This is a genomic window from Halopelagius inordinatus (assembly GCF_900113245.1).
Lineage (GTDB): Archaea > Halobacteriota > Halobacteria > Halobacteriales > Haloferacaceae > Halopelagius > Halopelagius inordinatus.
This window is the reverse complement of the sequence record NZ_FOOQ01000001.1, coordinates 1,042,870-1,057,209: the sequence shown is the minus strand read 5'-3', so window position 1 is coordinate 1,057,209 and position 14,340 is coordinate 1,042,870. Positions and strand designations below refer to the sequence as shown.

The window sequence follows — 14,340 nt, the reverse complement described above, 5'->3', positions numbered from 1 at the left end:
CCGTGATACGCCTCGCTCCGGTCTCTCGGCGAACCGCGCGTGCACTCGGAGCGGTCGGTTCGCTCGTCGCACTCGGCGGCGTCGTCCTCGCGACGGCCCTCTCACCGACGTTCTCGTGGGCCGCGAGCGCCCTCTCGGACCTCGGCGTCCGACCGCCGACCGCGCCGGTTTTCAACGGCAGTCTCGCCGTCGGCGGCGCGGTCGCGGTCGGATACGCTCTCCCTCTCGGGCGACAGTCGCGTCTCGTCGCCGCCTGCTACGCGGTCGCTGTCGCGTCGCTGAGTCTGGTCGGCGTCTTCCCCGCGGGGACGGCGCTTCACGTTCCGGTCGCCGTCTCCTTTTTTGTCGCGTCGACGGCGACGATGACCGCAGACGGCGTCGCACGGCGGGACAGTCGGTCGGGGAGACTCGCGTTACTTCTGGCCGCGGGGCACGTGGTCTCGTGGGGACTGTGGCTCCGCGGCGTGCGACTCGGTCCGGGACTGGCCGTGCCGGAGTTCGCGGGCGCGGTTGCGTTCGCGGCGTGGGTGGTCGCTCTCTCCTCGCCCGCGCCGCTTCGGTCCGCGTTCGACGCCGATGCGAGCGCTCAGGTGTAGCGCTCGTAGAACGCGTTTATGTCCGGGTCGGTGCCCGCGACGACGAGCGTGTCCGTCGTCTGAACGACGAAGTCGGGGCCCACGTCGGTGACGAGTTCGCCGTCTCGTTCGACGGCGACGACGGTGCAGTTCGTCCGGGCGCGCACGTCCGCCTCCGCGAGCGACGTTCCGACGAGTTCGGGCGCTCTCGTCCGGACGAGTTCGATCTGTGACTCGGGCGCGATGACGATTTCGTCGGTGAGGCTCGACGCGAGGATGCGGCCGCTGACCGTCGAGAGCGCGAGGACGTACTCCGCGCCCGCCCGGTAGAGTTTGGCCACGTTCTCGCTGTCGTTGGCGCGGGCGATGACCTCCGTCTCCGGCGAGAGATGTTTTATCACGAGCGTCGCGAAGATAGCTTTCGTGTCGCTGTCGAGTGCGAGGACGATGCTCTGGGCGTCTTCTATCCCGGCCGAGCGAAGGCTCCGCTCGTTCCGCACGTCGCCGACGACGTCGACGCCGGGCATCTCCGCGACGTCGAGGACGACGCTCGAAACGCCCGCACTGCCGAGTGCGTCGGCCACCGTCGTTCCCACTTCGCCGTACCCCGCGACGACGACTTTCCCGCGGCGGTGTCTGCGCGTCTGAGACTGGGTGAGCTCTTTGACTCGCTCGAGTTCCGACTCCCGGCCGGTGACGAGCAGAATCGTGTGCTCGTCGATGACGGCCGTCGGCGCGGGCGGCGTGACGAACTCGCCGCTGAACCACGCGCCGATGATGTTCACGCCGGTGCGGCGGCCGATCGCGCTTTCGGCGATGGTCTCGCCTTCGAGTTCGCTCCCGCGCTTTACCAACACCTCCGCTATCTCGAAGTCGTCGCCGATTTCGACGGCGTCGCTCACCGACGTAGAGAGGGCAGTCGCCGCCTTCCGAGAGAGGCTCTCGCCGAGGAGTCGGCGCGGTAAGACGACGCGGTCGGCGCCGGCGTACTCGTGGTACTCGACCGCGTTTCCGTCTTCGACGATACTGACGATACGGAGGTCCGGTGCGGCCTGTCTCGCCGAGAGGATGATGCTCGCGTTCGTCTCGTCGTCGTCGTCGGCGACGAGTGCGAGCGCGTCCTCGGCGTTGGCCTTCGCCAGCGTCTCGACGTCCTCGGGGTCGCCGTAGATGACGCTGTAGCCCTCTTTGTGCAGCTCTTCTGCGCGCTCGCGGTCCTTCTCTACGACGATGTACGGGACGCCCATCGAGTCGAGTTCGTTCACGAGCACGTCGCCCCTGGAGGTGAACGTACAGACGACGACGTGGTCCGTCAGGTCGGTCTTCGGCGGCGGAGAGGACCGAAGCGCGTCTTCGACGAGCGGAACGAGAAACAGCGGAAGCGTGAGGAAGATGATCGCCACGCCGGTTATCTGCATGAGAATCATGAGCACGAACATCGGGGTCGTAGACCACAGCCCCGCCTGCTCGCCGTACCCGGTGGTCGAGAACGTCTCGACGACGACCTGAAGCGACTGGATGTAGCTGGTCGAGACGCCCTCGAAGGTTCCGAGCGCCCACTGGTACACCGCCGCGTAGGCCAGCATGAGCACCGCTGATCCGGCGGCAAACAGGAGAAACCGACGGCGCGCGTCCGGAACCCGCGACTCCAACCCGTTTGGCATACTCGCCGTGGACCCTCCGTGGCTAAAAGTTCCCCGAGAGTAGCTACAGTATGGGCCGCCGCCGCGACGCACTCTCGACGCTCGCCGTCCTCTGTCCCCTCCTCGCTGCGGGGGTCGTCGTCTCCGCTCCCGCGGACCCCCTCGCGGCAGTCGTCGGCGCGGCGGGAACGCTCACGCTGGAGGGACTGCTCTCGCTCGATGCCCCGCGCGTCCGCCGGGTGTGGGACCGCTTCGTCGTTCAGGTAGCGGCCGTCGTCGTCGCGTTCGTCGTCGCCGCCCTCGGCGTTCTTTCGATCGGTCCGGTCGCCGTGACGGTGCTCGTAGCGGCTCTCGTGACCTACCTCCTCGTTCTCGCCGCCGTCTCGCTCCGAGACGCGGCGCGTGCGGCGTGACGGCGCCGCCGTCGGTCGTATCAGCCAACGATTAAGCGGCCGCCGTCCGTCTCTCCTCCGTGAGCGACGCGGACATCGCCGAGGAGAACCGGCGAACGGAGACGGTCCCCCCGAGACTCGTCAGGCGGACGCGAGCGGTGGTCGCTCTCGCGTTCGGTCTCACGGCCCTCGCCGCGACGGGCGTCCGGACCGACGCCGGAGACGCAGTCGCCGGTCAGTGGTTCGCGGGCGCGTCCGTCGGCCTCGCCGCCGTCTGTTGGATCCTGGTCTCGAACCGAGCCGAAAACCGGGCTTCCCCGGGAGACGCGGTCGGTTCGACGCTCGGCCCGGCGAACGCGGTGACGGTCGGCCGCGGTGTACTCTCGGCGTGGGTGCTCGGATTCGCCGTCGTCGCTGTGCGGCCCGCGGAGTTCGACGCGTGGTTCCCCGCTCTCGCGTACGGGGTCGCCGTCGTCTCGGACGCTCTCGACGGGGCGGTTGCGCGCGCGCTGAACTGCGAGACGCGACTCGGCGAACGACTCGACGTCGAGTACGACGCGTTCGGCCTCCTGGCGGCGGCGACTGCGGGCGTCGTCGGCGGCGTCGTCCCGTGGCCGTATCTCGCCGTCGGCGTCGCGCGGTACGCGTTCGTCGCGGCGCGCGCCGTCCGCCGCCGCCGCAACCGACCGGTGTTCGACCTGCCGCCGCGGCGGAGTCGGCGGGTCCTCGCGGGACTCCAGATGGCGTACGTCGTCGTCGCCCTCGCGCCGCCCACTCCCCGCGTCGTCGCCGTCACCGGCGCGGCACTCTGTGGTCTGCCGTTGCTACTCGGGTTCGTTCGAGACTGGCTTCTCGTCACCGGGCGACGGACCGACGCCCGACGGCGGCGATAGTCTCCGCGCGGCGGCGCGCCTCCGACTGCTCAGGCCGAGAGGAGAACGTCGAGGTTCCGTGCGACGTAGGTCAGTTCCCCCGATTCGACCGCTCCGTGCCTCGCGTCGACCCACCGCCTGACTCCCTCTTCGTCGAGTGTGTCGGCCGCCCCGACGGCGTCGAGTGCCTCACCGTCGACCGACTCCTCGACGAACTCGAGAACGTGGTGGAGGAAGTACGCCTGTTGGTCGTCGTACGGCGGGGAAACGACCCAGTCTGACCCGCCGGACGAGAGCAGTTCCGCGTCGGCGGCGACGGCGGCGTCGAGGAGTGTCCGTCCGAACCGGGCCGACCCCTCGTCGAGATTCATCGTCGCGTGGTACGCCTCGACTATCGCGCGGGCCGTCTCCTCGTCGCCGGGCGGCCGAAACGTCGTCCGCCCGTCGAACGTTATCGGAAAGTAACAGACGCCCTCGGCCGCGACGCCGTCGAGGAGTGCCGAAAGCGCGTCGGGGAGATCTAGCAAGTCGACGAACGCGTGGCCGACGAGAACGTCGTACGTCTGCCCTTCGAGATGCCGGAAGGCGTCGTCGGCCACGAACCGAACCGTCGTCGCCGACTCGGGGAGGAAGAGTCGCCGGTCGGACTCCCAGACCGCCTCTCGGTCGCTCTCTTCGACCCACGCGCGCGTCGTCTCGCGGCCGATTCGAACGGACTCCGGGTCCGCGTCGAGAACGACGTACGTCACGTTATCGGGGAGGACGCCCCACTCGATGAGGCGCCGACACATCGACGCGATTCCCGCACCGACGTCGACGATGCGAACCGGGTTCGAAGACCGGTCTGCGAGTCGGCCGAGTTCGGTTCGGAACCGTTCGAGCGTCGGTCGGTGAAGCGCGGCGTCGTCGACGGACTCTTTCGCGCGGAGATACCGCGTGAACGAGTACGTCTCGGGGGGCGTCGGAGGCACGAGAACGAATACCCGCGATCTGACAAAAACCCACCTACCCGCGCCGGCGTCGAAGCCTCGGTTCGGGGGCCGACACCCCTCTCGCGCGTCGTCGTGTCGTCGTTCGTCGCGCGCGCCGTCCCTCAGTCGCACGCGGCGAGAGGATATGTCTGGCATATTACCATATCGCGGGGACGAACGAGCTCGAAGGGGGCGCAGTCGTGCGGTTTTCGGGGTCGGAGCGTCGCTCAGAGATGTGCGCGGCTCGCGCACGAGCGACGGGAGATATGACGCGCGTCCGACGCGACGGCGGGTTTCGGGGGCGAATCCTCCGGAAAGTATTTGATTCGCATTCTGTGATATACCGACAAATGGATAGCCAAATCATCGACGCGGTGACCGAGTGGGACGCGGTCTCCGTAGACGGCGGGTACGAGGGACTCCACCGCCTCGCCGACCGAGATTTCTCCGGGGCCGTTTCGACGGGAACCACGTGGGCGTTCGTGCTGAACGGACGCGTTATCGGCGTCTTCGACGGCGGCATCGAGGACTTCGAGGACGCAGAACTGACCGCGTACCGCGCGCCCGACATGTCGCTTCCCATCCTCTTTGCGATGATGGAGACGGGCGGGGAGACGCGAGCGAAGTACTACACGAACGAGACGCCCCTCGCGGACGCGGACTCGACGCTCTCCGCGGGCGGGTTCACGGGCTACGTCGAACTGAGCGAGAACGTCCTGTCGGGGGATTACTACATCGTCTACCACGGCGGCAAGTCGATGAGCGCCGCCTTCGTCGGCAGCAGTCGCCGCCTCGTCACCGGCGAGGAGGCGTTCGAGACGGCCAACGACGAGGTGGGAATCTACGAGGTGAGAGACGTCGACGTGGATATCGTCGAACTCCCCGAAATCGAATCGGAGAGCGAGGAGGAGTCCGCCGAGGAACCGCCCAGCGACCCCGTCTCCGCGGCGGACGCCGAACCCGACGACGTCGCCGAGGGGCCCTCGGCGGCCCGTCGGACGGACCCCCACGACGACCCGAATCCGACGGCCGAGGAGTCGTCGGACGCCGTCGCCGCCGACGCCGAACCCCCGACGCCGGACGCGACGGACGCGGTGGAGACGGCGGACGCCGCGACGGCGGAGGCGGACGACGCACAGGAGGCGGAGACGTCGAGTGCGGACGCGACGGCGGACACAGCACGCGAGTCGGGCGGACGGGCGACCGAGAGCGACGACGGCGTGAAACGGCGGCGCGCCGCCGAACGGGCGCGACGGCGGGGTGAGTCGAACGACGAGAGCGGTAGCGGCCGCGAGGACGGCGACGACGGTGAGAGCGACGACGGCGGTTCGGACAAAGACCCGTTCTCCGCGGAGGAGAAGTGGCGCGAGGCGCGCTCTATCCCGTCTTTAGACCCCTCCGAGTCGGGTCCGGCGAACGGAGGGTCGGGCGCGGCGGCGACGGCGCGCGCGCGGCCGAAAACGGAGTCACAGCAGGCCGCACAGAAGCGGAAGCGACCGGACAGACAGTCCGTCTCGCGTTCTCGCAGTTCGGGGTCGGGTTCGTCATCCGATACCTCCTCGAAGTCTGCGGAGGACGCGACGACGAAGTCGCCTCCGGCGGAGCGTTCGGAGGGACCCGCACGCAAATCTGTCGAGAAACTGAAAAATAGACTGGAGACGCTCCAGACGCAGCGAGAGAAACTCGAAGCCGAACGCGACGAACTGCGCGCCGAACGCGACGAGCAACGCGAACGGGCCGAGACGCTCGAAGCGCAAGTCGAGGAACTCGAAGCCGAAGTCGAACGTCTCTCGACCCGACTCGAAGCGGCCTCCGGCGGATTCGTCGCCGAGGAGTCGATGCCGCCGAGGGAGGCGCTTTCGGGGACGAACCTGTTCGTCCGCTACGACCGGAAGGGAGAGGCGACGCTCGAACGCGCCCACAGGGGCGAGGTGACCCGCGAGGAGGTCAACGACAACCTCAGACTCGAACACCACACGACGTTCGACACCGAGGGACTCGGCGTCGACGGCGAACCGTACGAGAAGTTCCTCCACGAGAGCACCGAGTACGGCTTCGCGAAGTGGGTCGTCACCGACCTCCTGTACGAGATCGGCGAGACGGGGAACCGGGCGTCGCTCTCGCAGTTGTTCGACGCCATCCCGAAGATAGACCGCGTCGAACTCCACGGCACCGTCGGCGTCGAAACCGAGGACGGCGTCGAACAACGGGAGTTCGACGTCATCTTCCGAGACCAGATGGGAGACGCCCTGTTCGTCGCCGACATGAACACCTCGCGGAACGCGACGACGCAGGCGATGGTCGGCTCTCTCATCGGGAACGCCCGAACCGTCGCGGAGGGCGACGACGCGTTCTCGACCGCGTTCTACGTCACCGAGTCGTTCTTCGACCCCGAAGCGCTCGAAGCCGTCTCCGAGGAGACGGGCGGCGGCTTCCTCTCTCGGTCGAAGCGCAAGTCGTTCGTGAAGCTCTCGCGAAAGCAGGGCTTTCACCTCTGTCTTGTCGAAGCGCGGAACAACGAGTTCCACGTGAACGTGCCCGACCTCTGAGGGCGGGCGAACCGCGCGCCGGTCGGTTTTTTCGGGTCGCGACTCACAGACGCGAGCGGTCGCTCTCGCTCGCGGAGTCGATGGTCAGTCCGGGGGGTGCCCCGATCGCGCGGCGGGCGTCGGCCGTCGAAAAGAGAGATGGTCGAGGACCCGCGGCGCGTGCGCTGTACGGAGGCGTCACGCGGCGCACTCCGTGACGGCAGAATTCGGATTAGCCTTCTATCTCGGCGGCTTCCTCGATTTTCATCGAGTCGAGTTTGTCGACGATTTCGTCGAGTTTCTCGTCGAGTTCGTCGACGAACTCGGCCGTCCGTTCCGTCGTGATTGCGCCTTGACTCGACGGTTCGATGAGGTTCTCTTCTTCGAGGACGCGGAGGGAGTAGCGGACCTTGTGGTGCGGGTAGCCGGTCTCGTTAGACATCTTGACGATACCGATCGGCTCGCTCTCGATGACCATCTTCAAAACCTGCAGGTGCCGCTCCAACATGTCCACTTCCTTCTCCAGTCGGTCTATCATGGCATTTGTTAACTTGTCTTGCCACGTTTTAAAAGTTACCCTCTCTAGCTCGTCGATAGAGACGCACGCGGCGACTTTCGTTTCGTGTGAGACGTAGATAACGGTTTGGGTACGCTTCTCGCGGGGTGATGCACAGAACTGTGTAGCGGCGTCGTCCGAGTCCGAGGCAGCCGCACGTTCGTGCATATCTCTCGGTACAGGACCGTAATCTGTTTAATCAGGGGAGATGAACCGCCGACCATGACCGTCACAATCGTCGGCTCCCAACTCGGCGACGAGGGCAAAGGAGCGCTCGTCGACCTCTGGGGCGGAGACGCCGACGTCGTCGCCCGCTATCAGGGCGGAGACAACGCGGGCCACACCGTCGTCGAAGACGGCACAGAGTACAAACTATCGCTCGTTCCGAGCGGAGCGGTTCGGGGGAAAATCGGCGTTCTGGGCAACGGATGCGTCGTCAACCCCCGGACGCTGTTTTCGGAGATAGACACGCTCCGCGAACGCGGACTCGACCCGGACGTTCGCGTCGCGCGCCGAGCGCACGTCATCATGCCGTACCACCGCCGCCTCGACGGCATCGAAGAGGAGGCGAAAGCCGACTCCGACATGACCGTCGGGACGACGGGTCGCGGTATCGGTCCGACGTACGAGGACAAGGTGGGACGCCGCGGCATCCGCGTCGGCGACCTTCTGGACCCCGAGGTGCTCCGACAGCGTCTCGAGTACGTCGTCCCGCAAAAGCGAGCGGTCATCGAGAACGTCTACGACCTCGAAGCGGGCGAGGAGTGCGACGTCGAGGCCCTCTTCGAGGAGTTCGTCGAAGTCGGCGAACGCCTCAGAGCGGAGAACATGACCGTACGCTGCGGCGACTTCCTCGCGGAACGCCACGACGACGGCGAGAACCTGATGTTCGAGGGCGCGCAGGGAACGCTCATCGACATCGACCACGGGAGCTACCCGTACGTCACGTCCTCGAATCCGACCGCGGGCGGCGCGTCCACGGGCACCGGCGTCGGTCCGACCGTCGTCGGCCGGGGCGAAGTCGTCGGCATCGTCAAGGCGTACCTCTCGCGGGTCGGCGAGGGACCGATGCCCACCGAACTGAAAGACGACGACCGAGAGGAGGAACTCGCGGACGTCATCCGCGAGAAGGGCGGCGAGTTCGGTACCGTCACCGGACGCCCGCGCCGCATCGGTTGGCTCGACATGCCGATGCTCCGCCACGCCGCGCGCGTCAGCGGGTTCACGGGCATCGCGGTGAACCACCTCGACGTCCTCGCCGGACTCGACGAGGTGAAAGTGGGTCACTCGTACCAGTTAGACGGCGAGGAACTGCTGACGATGCCCGCGACGACCGAACGGTGGGCCGAATGCGAACCGACTCTCCGCGAGTTCGAACCGTGGCCGGAGGTCGATTGGGCTGACGTCGCGGCGGAGGGGTACGAAGCCATCCCCGAGAACGGCCGAGCGTATCTCGACTACCTGACCGAGGAGATGGGCGTCCCCGTCTACGCCGTCGGCGTCGGCCCCGACCGAGCCGAGACCGTCGAACTCGTGAACCCGTTCGAGAACGACGGCTGAGTCGTCGGCCGAATCGCCCGCCCGCCCGGCCGTCGTATCGCCGCGAATCCGTACCCTTTTGTTTCGGCCGGTCCATCCGTCGCACGATGAAGGAATCTCTGATGGACATCCTCTGTGATCCGCTCGACAAGAGCGACCTCGAACTGGAGGTCGACGAACGCGACGGCGACGAGATACTCGAAGGTCGCCTCGTCGGGACGGTCACGGGAGAGGTGTACCCCATCGAGGACGGCATCCCGAACCTGCTTCCGCCGGACATGCGAGACGACTAACAAGACCTGAACGTTTTTCACTACCCACCGAGAGGTTCACACCGTGTCAGAGTCGCTGAGAGTCGAACTGAACGGAGACGGTCTCCACACCATCGTCGCCCCGGCGGCGTTCGAGTCCGACGGCCCCTTCGCGGTCGTCCTCGACAACGCCGGGGCGGCGGTCCACGTACACGTCCATCTCGATGACGCACTCTCGTCGGTCGCGCGACTCGAAAGCGGCAACCACTTCGTCGAAGGCGAGAGCACGGAACGCGTGCAGATATACGCCTCCGTTCCGGACGAACCGGTGACGGGGACGCTTCGAATCGTCACCGGGTACGGCGCGGAGGAAGCGCACGTTCGGGTGACGCTGGAGTCCGAGTCGGCCCCGCAGTCGGAGATAGCGGTCGACGAGGAGTTCGCCCGGCCGCCGCGCCGAGAACCCGACCCTTCGCCCCTCGAAGAGTTCGTGGAGTCGCTTCCGGTCCCCTCGCGCAGGGTCGTCCCGTTCGCCGGCCTCGTCTTCGTCTCGCTTCTGGTCGCCGCGGTGGTCGTCGCCACAGTCGAGAGCACCGCTCTCGTCCTCGGCGTCGGCGTCGTCATCGGCGCGATGCTCGTGGCTACGATGCTTCTGGTGCGCTGACGCCGATGTGACGAACCGGGGGACGTTCTCGATTCACTGAACAGCGTTCATGCTTCGCGGGCCCTTCGGGGTCGACAGTGAGTTTCGTCGCGACGGTAACCGTCTGTAACCCGCCGTTGTTTCAGAAGACGTTCGAGGCGGTGCCCGACGCGCACAGCACGGTCGAAAACTACCACTTCCTCGAAGGCGACTCCGGGGAGAGGCGGTACGTGTTCTTCTGGTGGGTGACCACCGGCGACTTCGACGCGCACGAACTCGCGTTGGCGGACGACCCGACCGTGGGCGAGTTCCGTGAACTCGCGGACGTCGGCGACCGCCGCCTCTATCGAATCGTCACCGAACCGGTACCGTCCGACTGGACGATGCTCTATCTGTTCTTCCGCGACAACGACGTGACCGTCCTCGAGTCGTCGCGGTCGGTTCGCGGGGCCCACATCGAAGCTCGGTTCCCGTCCTTCGACGCGCTTCAGGCGCTGAGAGCGACCGTCTGCGGGTCGGGCGCCGACGTCGAGATAGAGCGCATCCGCTCGGAAGCGGACCCCGAACTCTCCGAGTACCGACTCACCGGGAAACAACGCGAGGCGGTGGCGCTCGCGGCCCGCCGCGGGTATTTCGAGACGCCCAGTCGCACCTCTCTCGACGAACTCGCAGCGGAGTTGGGCGTCACTCCGCAGGCCGTCTCGAAGCGCGTCCGCGCGGGGGTCGAGAAACTCGTCGAGACGGCTCTCGGAGGGGACTCATCCCCCGACGAGCCCGTTCGGCACCGAGAGCAGTGACCGCGGCAGTCGGGGTCTGACCGACTCAGTCGTCGCCGCGGGCCTGTTCGTCGGGATTCGTCGGCGTGCCGGAGAGGTTGCCGTCGTCGTCGAATCGCTTTGCGCGCAGGAACCGCGTGCGGTACCGGTTTGCGCCCTCGTAGACGTCCGCCTCCCGGATATCGTCGATACGGCCGTCCGCGACGGCGTCGATTATCTCTTCGACCTGTTCTTTCTCCGAGGGCGTGAGTTCGAACTCGTAGGTCCGAGACTCCTCGCCTTCGAGTCGGGTCCACTTTCGAGACGCGGCGACGACCAACGAACACGGCTCTCGGCAGGGGAACGCGCCGTCTCCGCCGTCGACGTCGAGTTCGGTCTCCTCGTCGTACTGCCACTCTCTCCGTTTGAGACACTGCGAGTCGTCACAGCAGGTCTCTGCGACCCAGTTCACGTGTTCGTGGCCCTCGCCTCGATTCCACGTGTCGATGACGCTGTAGATGCCCGTCTGCCGACCCATCGTCTCCTCCCAGTGGGAGACGTCGAGTTCGCCCTCGCGTTCGAGGTTCCAGTTCGCGATGGTCGCCGGATAGAAGGTGTCGACCGCTTCCGCCAAGTCGCGGCCGTCCAACCCGGGGAACACCCATCCGTCGGCCAGCGTCGGGGCCGTCTTCAGCGGTCTGTAGCGCCCTCTCTCGTCGTACGTGGCGAGTTCCCGGGCGTCGAGGGGGTCGGCGTGTTCGTCCAGTTCCGAGCGGTCCGCACCCTCGTCGGCCTCGTGTCTGAGTTCGTACCGCCGTCTGCCGTCGTCTCCGAGGGTCGCCGTGATGCGGAGTTGGCCCCACTCGGTGCGCAGTCCCTCCCGCAGGTCGTCGTAGCGTTCGGGGACGGTTCGGTCGTCGGCGGCCTCCAGTTTCCGCAGGAACGCGCGGCGGTGCCGTCCGCGGTGTCCCACGTCCATCTCCCAGTAGTACCAGTTCGTCACGTACGGTTCGGCGTCGGCGGCGGCCTCCCGGAGGGCGGATTCGGAGAGACCGTCGCGTTCCGTCTCCGGCGTCCGTAGCGCGTACCCGTCCGCCTCCCGGGCGGCGAACAATCCGTCGAACTCGACCGGTTCGTCGTCGGCGCGGGCGAGGAGGCTGTCTACCTGTGCTGTCTCCATCTCAGTCACCCGCCGTCGGCGTCTCCCGCGTCTGTTGGCGAACGGTCGCGATGGCGTCTTCGATGTCCGCACCGGCGTCGGCGGCGCGTTCGAGGACGACGTCGGCCATGAGGCCCTCGGTACCGACCGCACCGGCGTACCAGATGCGGTGGCCGTCCACCTCGGCGGGCACGTCGTACCCCGTCCGGTAGTCGTCGGTGAGGCCCACGTCCTCGGGGATGTCCTCTTGGGTGTGGAAGCCGTCGGCGATAAACAGCGGGACGACCACCACGTCGTCTGCGTCGAAGTAGTCGGTCACGTCGTCCACCTCCGGTTCTTCGTCCATGTAGAGGGCCTGTACCTCGTCGAAACGGTCCATCTCGCGGACGCGTTCGGCGTGGTACTCGATGGCCTTCGCGGAGTTTTCGTTCCGTTCTGTCCCGTGGCCGACGACGGCGAGTCCGAACCCCGGACCCACGTCCGGGTCGCCCGTCACCGTCTCCGCGCGGCGGACGAGAACGTCGGTCATCGCCTCGTGCGTGCCGACCGGACCGCAGTAGTGGACGGTTTGGCCGGTGTCCGAGGCTTTCAGCGTCGCCGTGTCGGCGTCCAACCCGTCGGAGTTCCACTCGGAGACGTCCCACCCCTCCAAGCGGAGTTCCCGCGGGATGACCTGTTCCGTGAAGTAGCCCTCGCTGACGAAAAGCGGGACGACGTACACCTCCTCGGATTCGACCGTCCGAAGAACCTCTCGGAGGGAGGGTTCCTCCTTCCAAAAGCCCGTCTTCACCTCGTCGAACGCGCCCGTCGCGCGGATGGTGTCCGCGTGACTCTCCGTCGGCGCACTCGAATCCGGGTTCAGATGCGACCCGTGCGCCACGATGACCAGCGCTTGCATACGAGTAGGTAGCGACAGCAACCTCTTAGGGACTTCGCATCACGGAAAGGAATCTTCGTCTTTCGGAAGGCGGAGTTCGCACCGACCGCCGCGGGATTTTTCTTTCCGTCTCGCTACCTCCCTCGTATGTCACTCGCCGCAGAGACGCGCGACGCCGTCCGAGAGCGCCCCTATCTACTATCTGCCCTCCGCGCGGGCGTCGTCAACTACACCGCCGCCGCCGAATCGCTCGGCGTCGAAGGAGATACGGACTCCGTCGCGACGGCTCTCCGCCGGTTCGCCGACGACCTGCCCGACCTGACGACGGACCGCCGCGACGCGACGGTGCGGATGCGAAGCGGTGTCGGACTCGCGGGCGAGGACGTGGACGCCTCGCCCGACGACGACAGGGTGGTGACCGTCGGCGGCGTCGAGATGGTCGCCGCGGACGGGCCGATGACGGCACTCGTCGCGACGGGCGACGTGGACGCGCGCGCCCTCTCTGCCGTCGTGGACCGCCTCGCGGCCGAGGACGTTCTCGTGGACGCCGCGGGCGTCGCCGCCGGCGAACTCGCCGTCGTCGTCCCGCGTCGGCAGGGCGCGACTGCGCTTCGACTCGTGGAGGATTCGCTTGAGGGGATGGTTCGATAGGCCGCGGTCGTCTCGCAGCGTTCTCTCACCGCCTCGGCGTTCCGTCCGTCTTCTGTCGGGTGCCGAACGGGTCGGAACCCAAGCCCTCGCACCTCGCTCGCGTCGCCGGTTCAGCAGTCGACGAGCAGGCCGGTGTGGACGTCTCCGTCTATCGCCTCCCGGAGTAGGGCGTCCGTGACCGCCTCGGCGGTCACCAAGAGAGCGTCGGCGTCCAACGTCTCGATGACTGCGAAGGGGTCGGCGGGGCCGTACCGTCCGGCTAGCGCGGGTCCGATCGTGATTCCTGCTCGGATACCGGCGTCGTGCGCACGCCTCGGGATGTCGTCGGCGAATTTCTGACCGGCGAAAACGACGCTTCGCTCCGCCAGTCCGTGGCGCGTGACCGCGCTCACCACGTCGTCGACGAGGTCGGGGTCCTTCAGGTCGATCCAGATTTCGAGCGCCGTCTCGCCGATGGCCGACAGCGACTGTTCGAGGGTGGGAACGGTCTCACCGTCGCCGGTGGTGAGAGACTGTATCTCCGCGAGCGAGAGTCGGTCGACGCGGCCGTCGCCGGTCGTCGTTCTGTCGACCGTCGCGTCGTGGACGACGACCAACTCGTCGTCGCGCGTCCGCCGAACGTCGAACTCGACGCCGTCCGCTCCCCAGTTCGCCGCCGCCTCGAAGGACCGTATCGTGTTCTCGGCCGCCACCCGCCGTCGGCCTCGATGCCCGATGATTGGAAGCACGGGCTACGGAGGCGGGGCAGAGAGAAACTAATTTCGACGGGGCCGTCGGAATCCGGTCGCTTCGTTCCCCGTTCGCTTCTTCGTGTTCTCCCTGCGGTCGAACACGCTGTTCGCGGGTCGTTCCTCCCCGCTCACGTTTCGTTGCCTCACTTCGTTCGGCAACGCTTCCGACGGATTCAACACCGAACCCGGACAAACCC

The 14,340-nt window shown here is 67.1% G+C and carries 15 protein-coding genes; 9 read left to right on the top strand and 6 right to left on the bottom strand.

Going from position 1 to position 14,340, the window contains the following annotated elements:
• The first annotated feature begins 2 nt into the window (after nt 1-2).
• A complete protein-coding gene (locus BM167_RS05495; protein ID WP_218153765.1) occupies nt 3-596 on the top strand; it encodes a DUF998 domain-containing protein in 594 nt (197 codons plus the stop codon).
• On the opposite strand, the gene BM167_RS05490 is transcribed toward BM167_RS05495, so the two are convergent.
• A complete protein-coding gene (locus BM167_RS05490; protein ID WP_092889890.1) occupies nt 587-2,239 on the bottom strand; it encodes a potassium channel family protein in 1,653 nt (550 codons plus the stop codon). The two genes, BM167_RS05495 and BM167_RS05490, sit on opposite strands and share 10 nt — an antisense overlap.
• A gap of 50 nt (nt 2,240-2,289) precedes the next feature.
• Here BM167_RS05490 and BM167_RS05485 point away from each other — a divergent pair, with 50 nt between their 5' ends.
• Nucleotides 2,290-2,631: a hypothetical protein gene (locus BM167_RS05485; RefSeq protein WP_092889887.1), complete on the top strand. Its 342-nt coding sequence runs from the start codon at nt 2,290-2,292 to the stop codon at nt 2,629-2,631.
• Nucleotides 2,632-2,690: 59 nt separating this feature from the next.
• On the top strand, nt 2,691-3,503 hold the full coding sequence (locus BM167_RS05480) for a CDP-alcohol phosphatidyltransferase family protein (protein ID WP_245781306.1): 813 nt from the start codon (nt 2,691-2,693) through the stop codon (nt 3,501-3,503).
• 29 nt (nt 3,504-3,532) lie between these two features.
• Here BM167_RS05480 and BM167_RS05475 read toward each other — a convergent pair whose 3' ends face one another.
• Nucleotides 3,533-4,453, bottom strand: coding sequence for a hypothetical protein (locus BM167_RS05475; RefSeq protein WP_092889884.1), 921 nt, complete (start codon nt 4,451-4,453; stop codon nt 3,533-3,535).
• 350 nt (nt 4,454-4,803) lie between these two features.
• Between BM167_RS05475 and BM167_RS05470 the strand changes: the two genes are divergently transcribed.
• Nucleotides 4,804-7,002, top strand: a complete 2,199-nt coding sequence (locus BM167_RS05470) for a DUF7527 domain-containing protein (protein ID WP_092889881.1) — start codon at nt 4,804-4,806, stop codon at nt 7,000-7,002.
• Nucleotides 7,003-7,213: 211 nt separating this feature from the next.
• On the opposite strand, the gene BM167_RS05465 is transcribed toward BM167_RS05470, so the two are convergent.
• On the bottom strand, nt 7,214-7,519 hold the full coding sequence (locus BM167_RS05465) for a hypothetical protein (protein WP_092536257.1): 306 nt from the start codon (nt 7,517-7,519) through the stop codon (nt 7,214-7,216).
• Nucleotides 7,520-7,759: 240 nt separating this feature from the next.
• Between BM167_RS05465 and BM167_RS05460 the strand changes: the two genes are divergently transcribed.
• The 4 genes from BM167_RS05460 to BM167_RS05445 all read left to right on the top strand — a co-directional run bounded on the left by BM167_RS05460 (nt 7,760) and on the right by BM167_RS05445 (nt 10,767).
• A complete protein-coding gene (locus BM167_RS05460) occupies nt 7,760-9,097 on the top strand; it encodes an adenylosuccinate synthase (RefSeq protein ID WP_092889878.1) in 1,338 nt (445 codons plus the stop codon).
• Between the two features lie 86 nt (nt 9,098-9,183).
• Nucleotides 9,184-9,369, top strand: coding sequence for a methytransferase partner Trm112 (locus BM167_RS05455; protein ID WP_092536263.1), 186 nt, complete (start codon nt 9,184-9,186; stop codon nt 9,367-9,369).
• A 43-nt stretch (nt 9,370-9,412) separates the two neighbouring features.
• Nucleotides 9,413-9,991, top strand: coding sequence for a DUF7524 family protein (locus BM167_RS05450; RefSeq protein WP_092889875.1), 579 nt, complete (start codon nt 9,413-9,415; stop codon nt 9,989-9,991).
• A 77-nt stretch (nt 9,992-10,068) separates the two neighbouring features.
• Nucleotides 10,069-10,767 carry a helix-turn-helix domain-containing protein gene (locus tag BM167_RS05445; protein ID WP_092889872.1) on the top strand — a complete coding sequence of 233 codons (699 nt, stop codon included), beginning with the start codon at nt 10,069-10,071 and terminating at the stop codon, nt 10,765-10,767.
• 25 nt (nt 10,768-10,792) lie between these two features.
• Here the strand turns inward: BM167_RS05445 and BM167_RS05440 are convergent, their stop codons facing one another.
• On the bottom strand, nt 10,793-11,905 hold the full coding sequence (locus BM167_RS05440; RefSeq protein ID WP_092889869.1) for a DR2241 family protein: 1,113 nt from the start codon (nt 11,903-11,905) through the stop codon (nt 10,793-10,795).
• A 1-nt stretch (nt 11,906) separates the two neighbouring features.
• Nucleotides 11,907-12,782: a CbiX/SirB N-terminal domain-containing protein gene (locus BM167_RS05435; RefSeq protein ID WP_092889866.1), complete on the bottom strand. Its 876-nt coding sequence runs from the start codon at nt 12,780-12,782 to the stop codon at nt 11,907-11,909.
• A 126-nt stretch (nt 12,783-12,908) separates the two neighbouring features.
• On the opposite strand from BM167_RS05435, the gene BM167_RS05430 reads away from it, so the two are divergent.
• Nucleotides 12,909-13,412 carry a DUF7523 family protein gene (locus BM167_RS05430; protein WP_092889863.1) on the top strand — a complete coding sequence of 168 codons (504 nt, stop codon included), beginning with the start codon at nt 12,909-12,911 and terminating at the stop codon, nt 13,410-13,412.
• A 110-nt stretch (nt 13,413-13,522) separates the two neighbouring features.
• Here BM167_RS05430 and BM167_RS05425 read toward each other — a convergent pair whose 3' ends face one another.
• Nucleotides 13,523-14,140, bottom strand: a complete 618-nt coding sequence (locus tag BM167_RS05425) for a glycerophosphodiester phosphodiesterase (RefSeq protein ID WP_092889860.1) — start codon at nt 14,138-14,140, stop codon at nt 13,523-13,525.
• Nucleotides 14,141-14,340 lie beyond the last annotated feature (200 nt).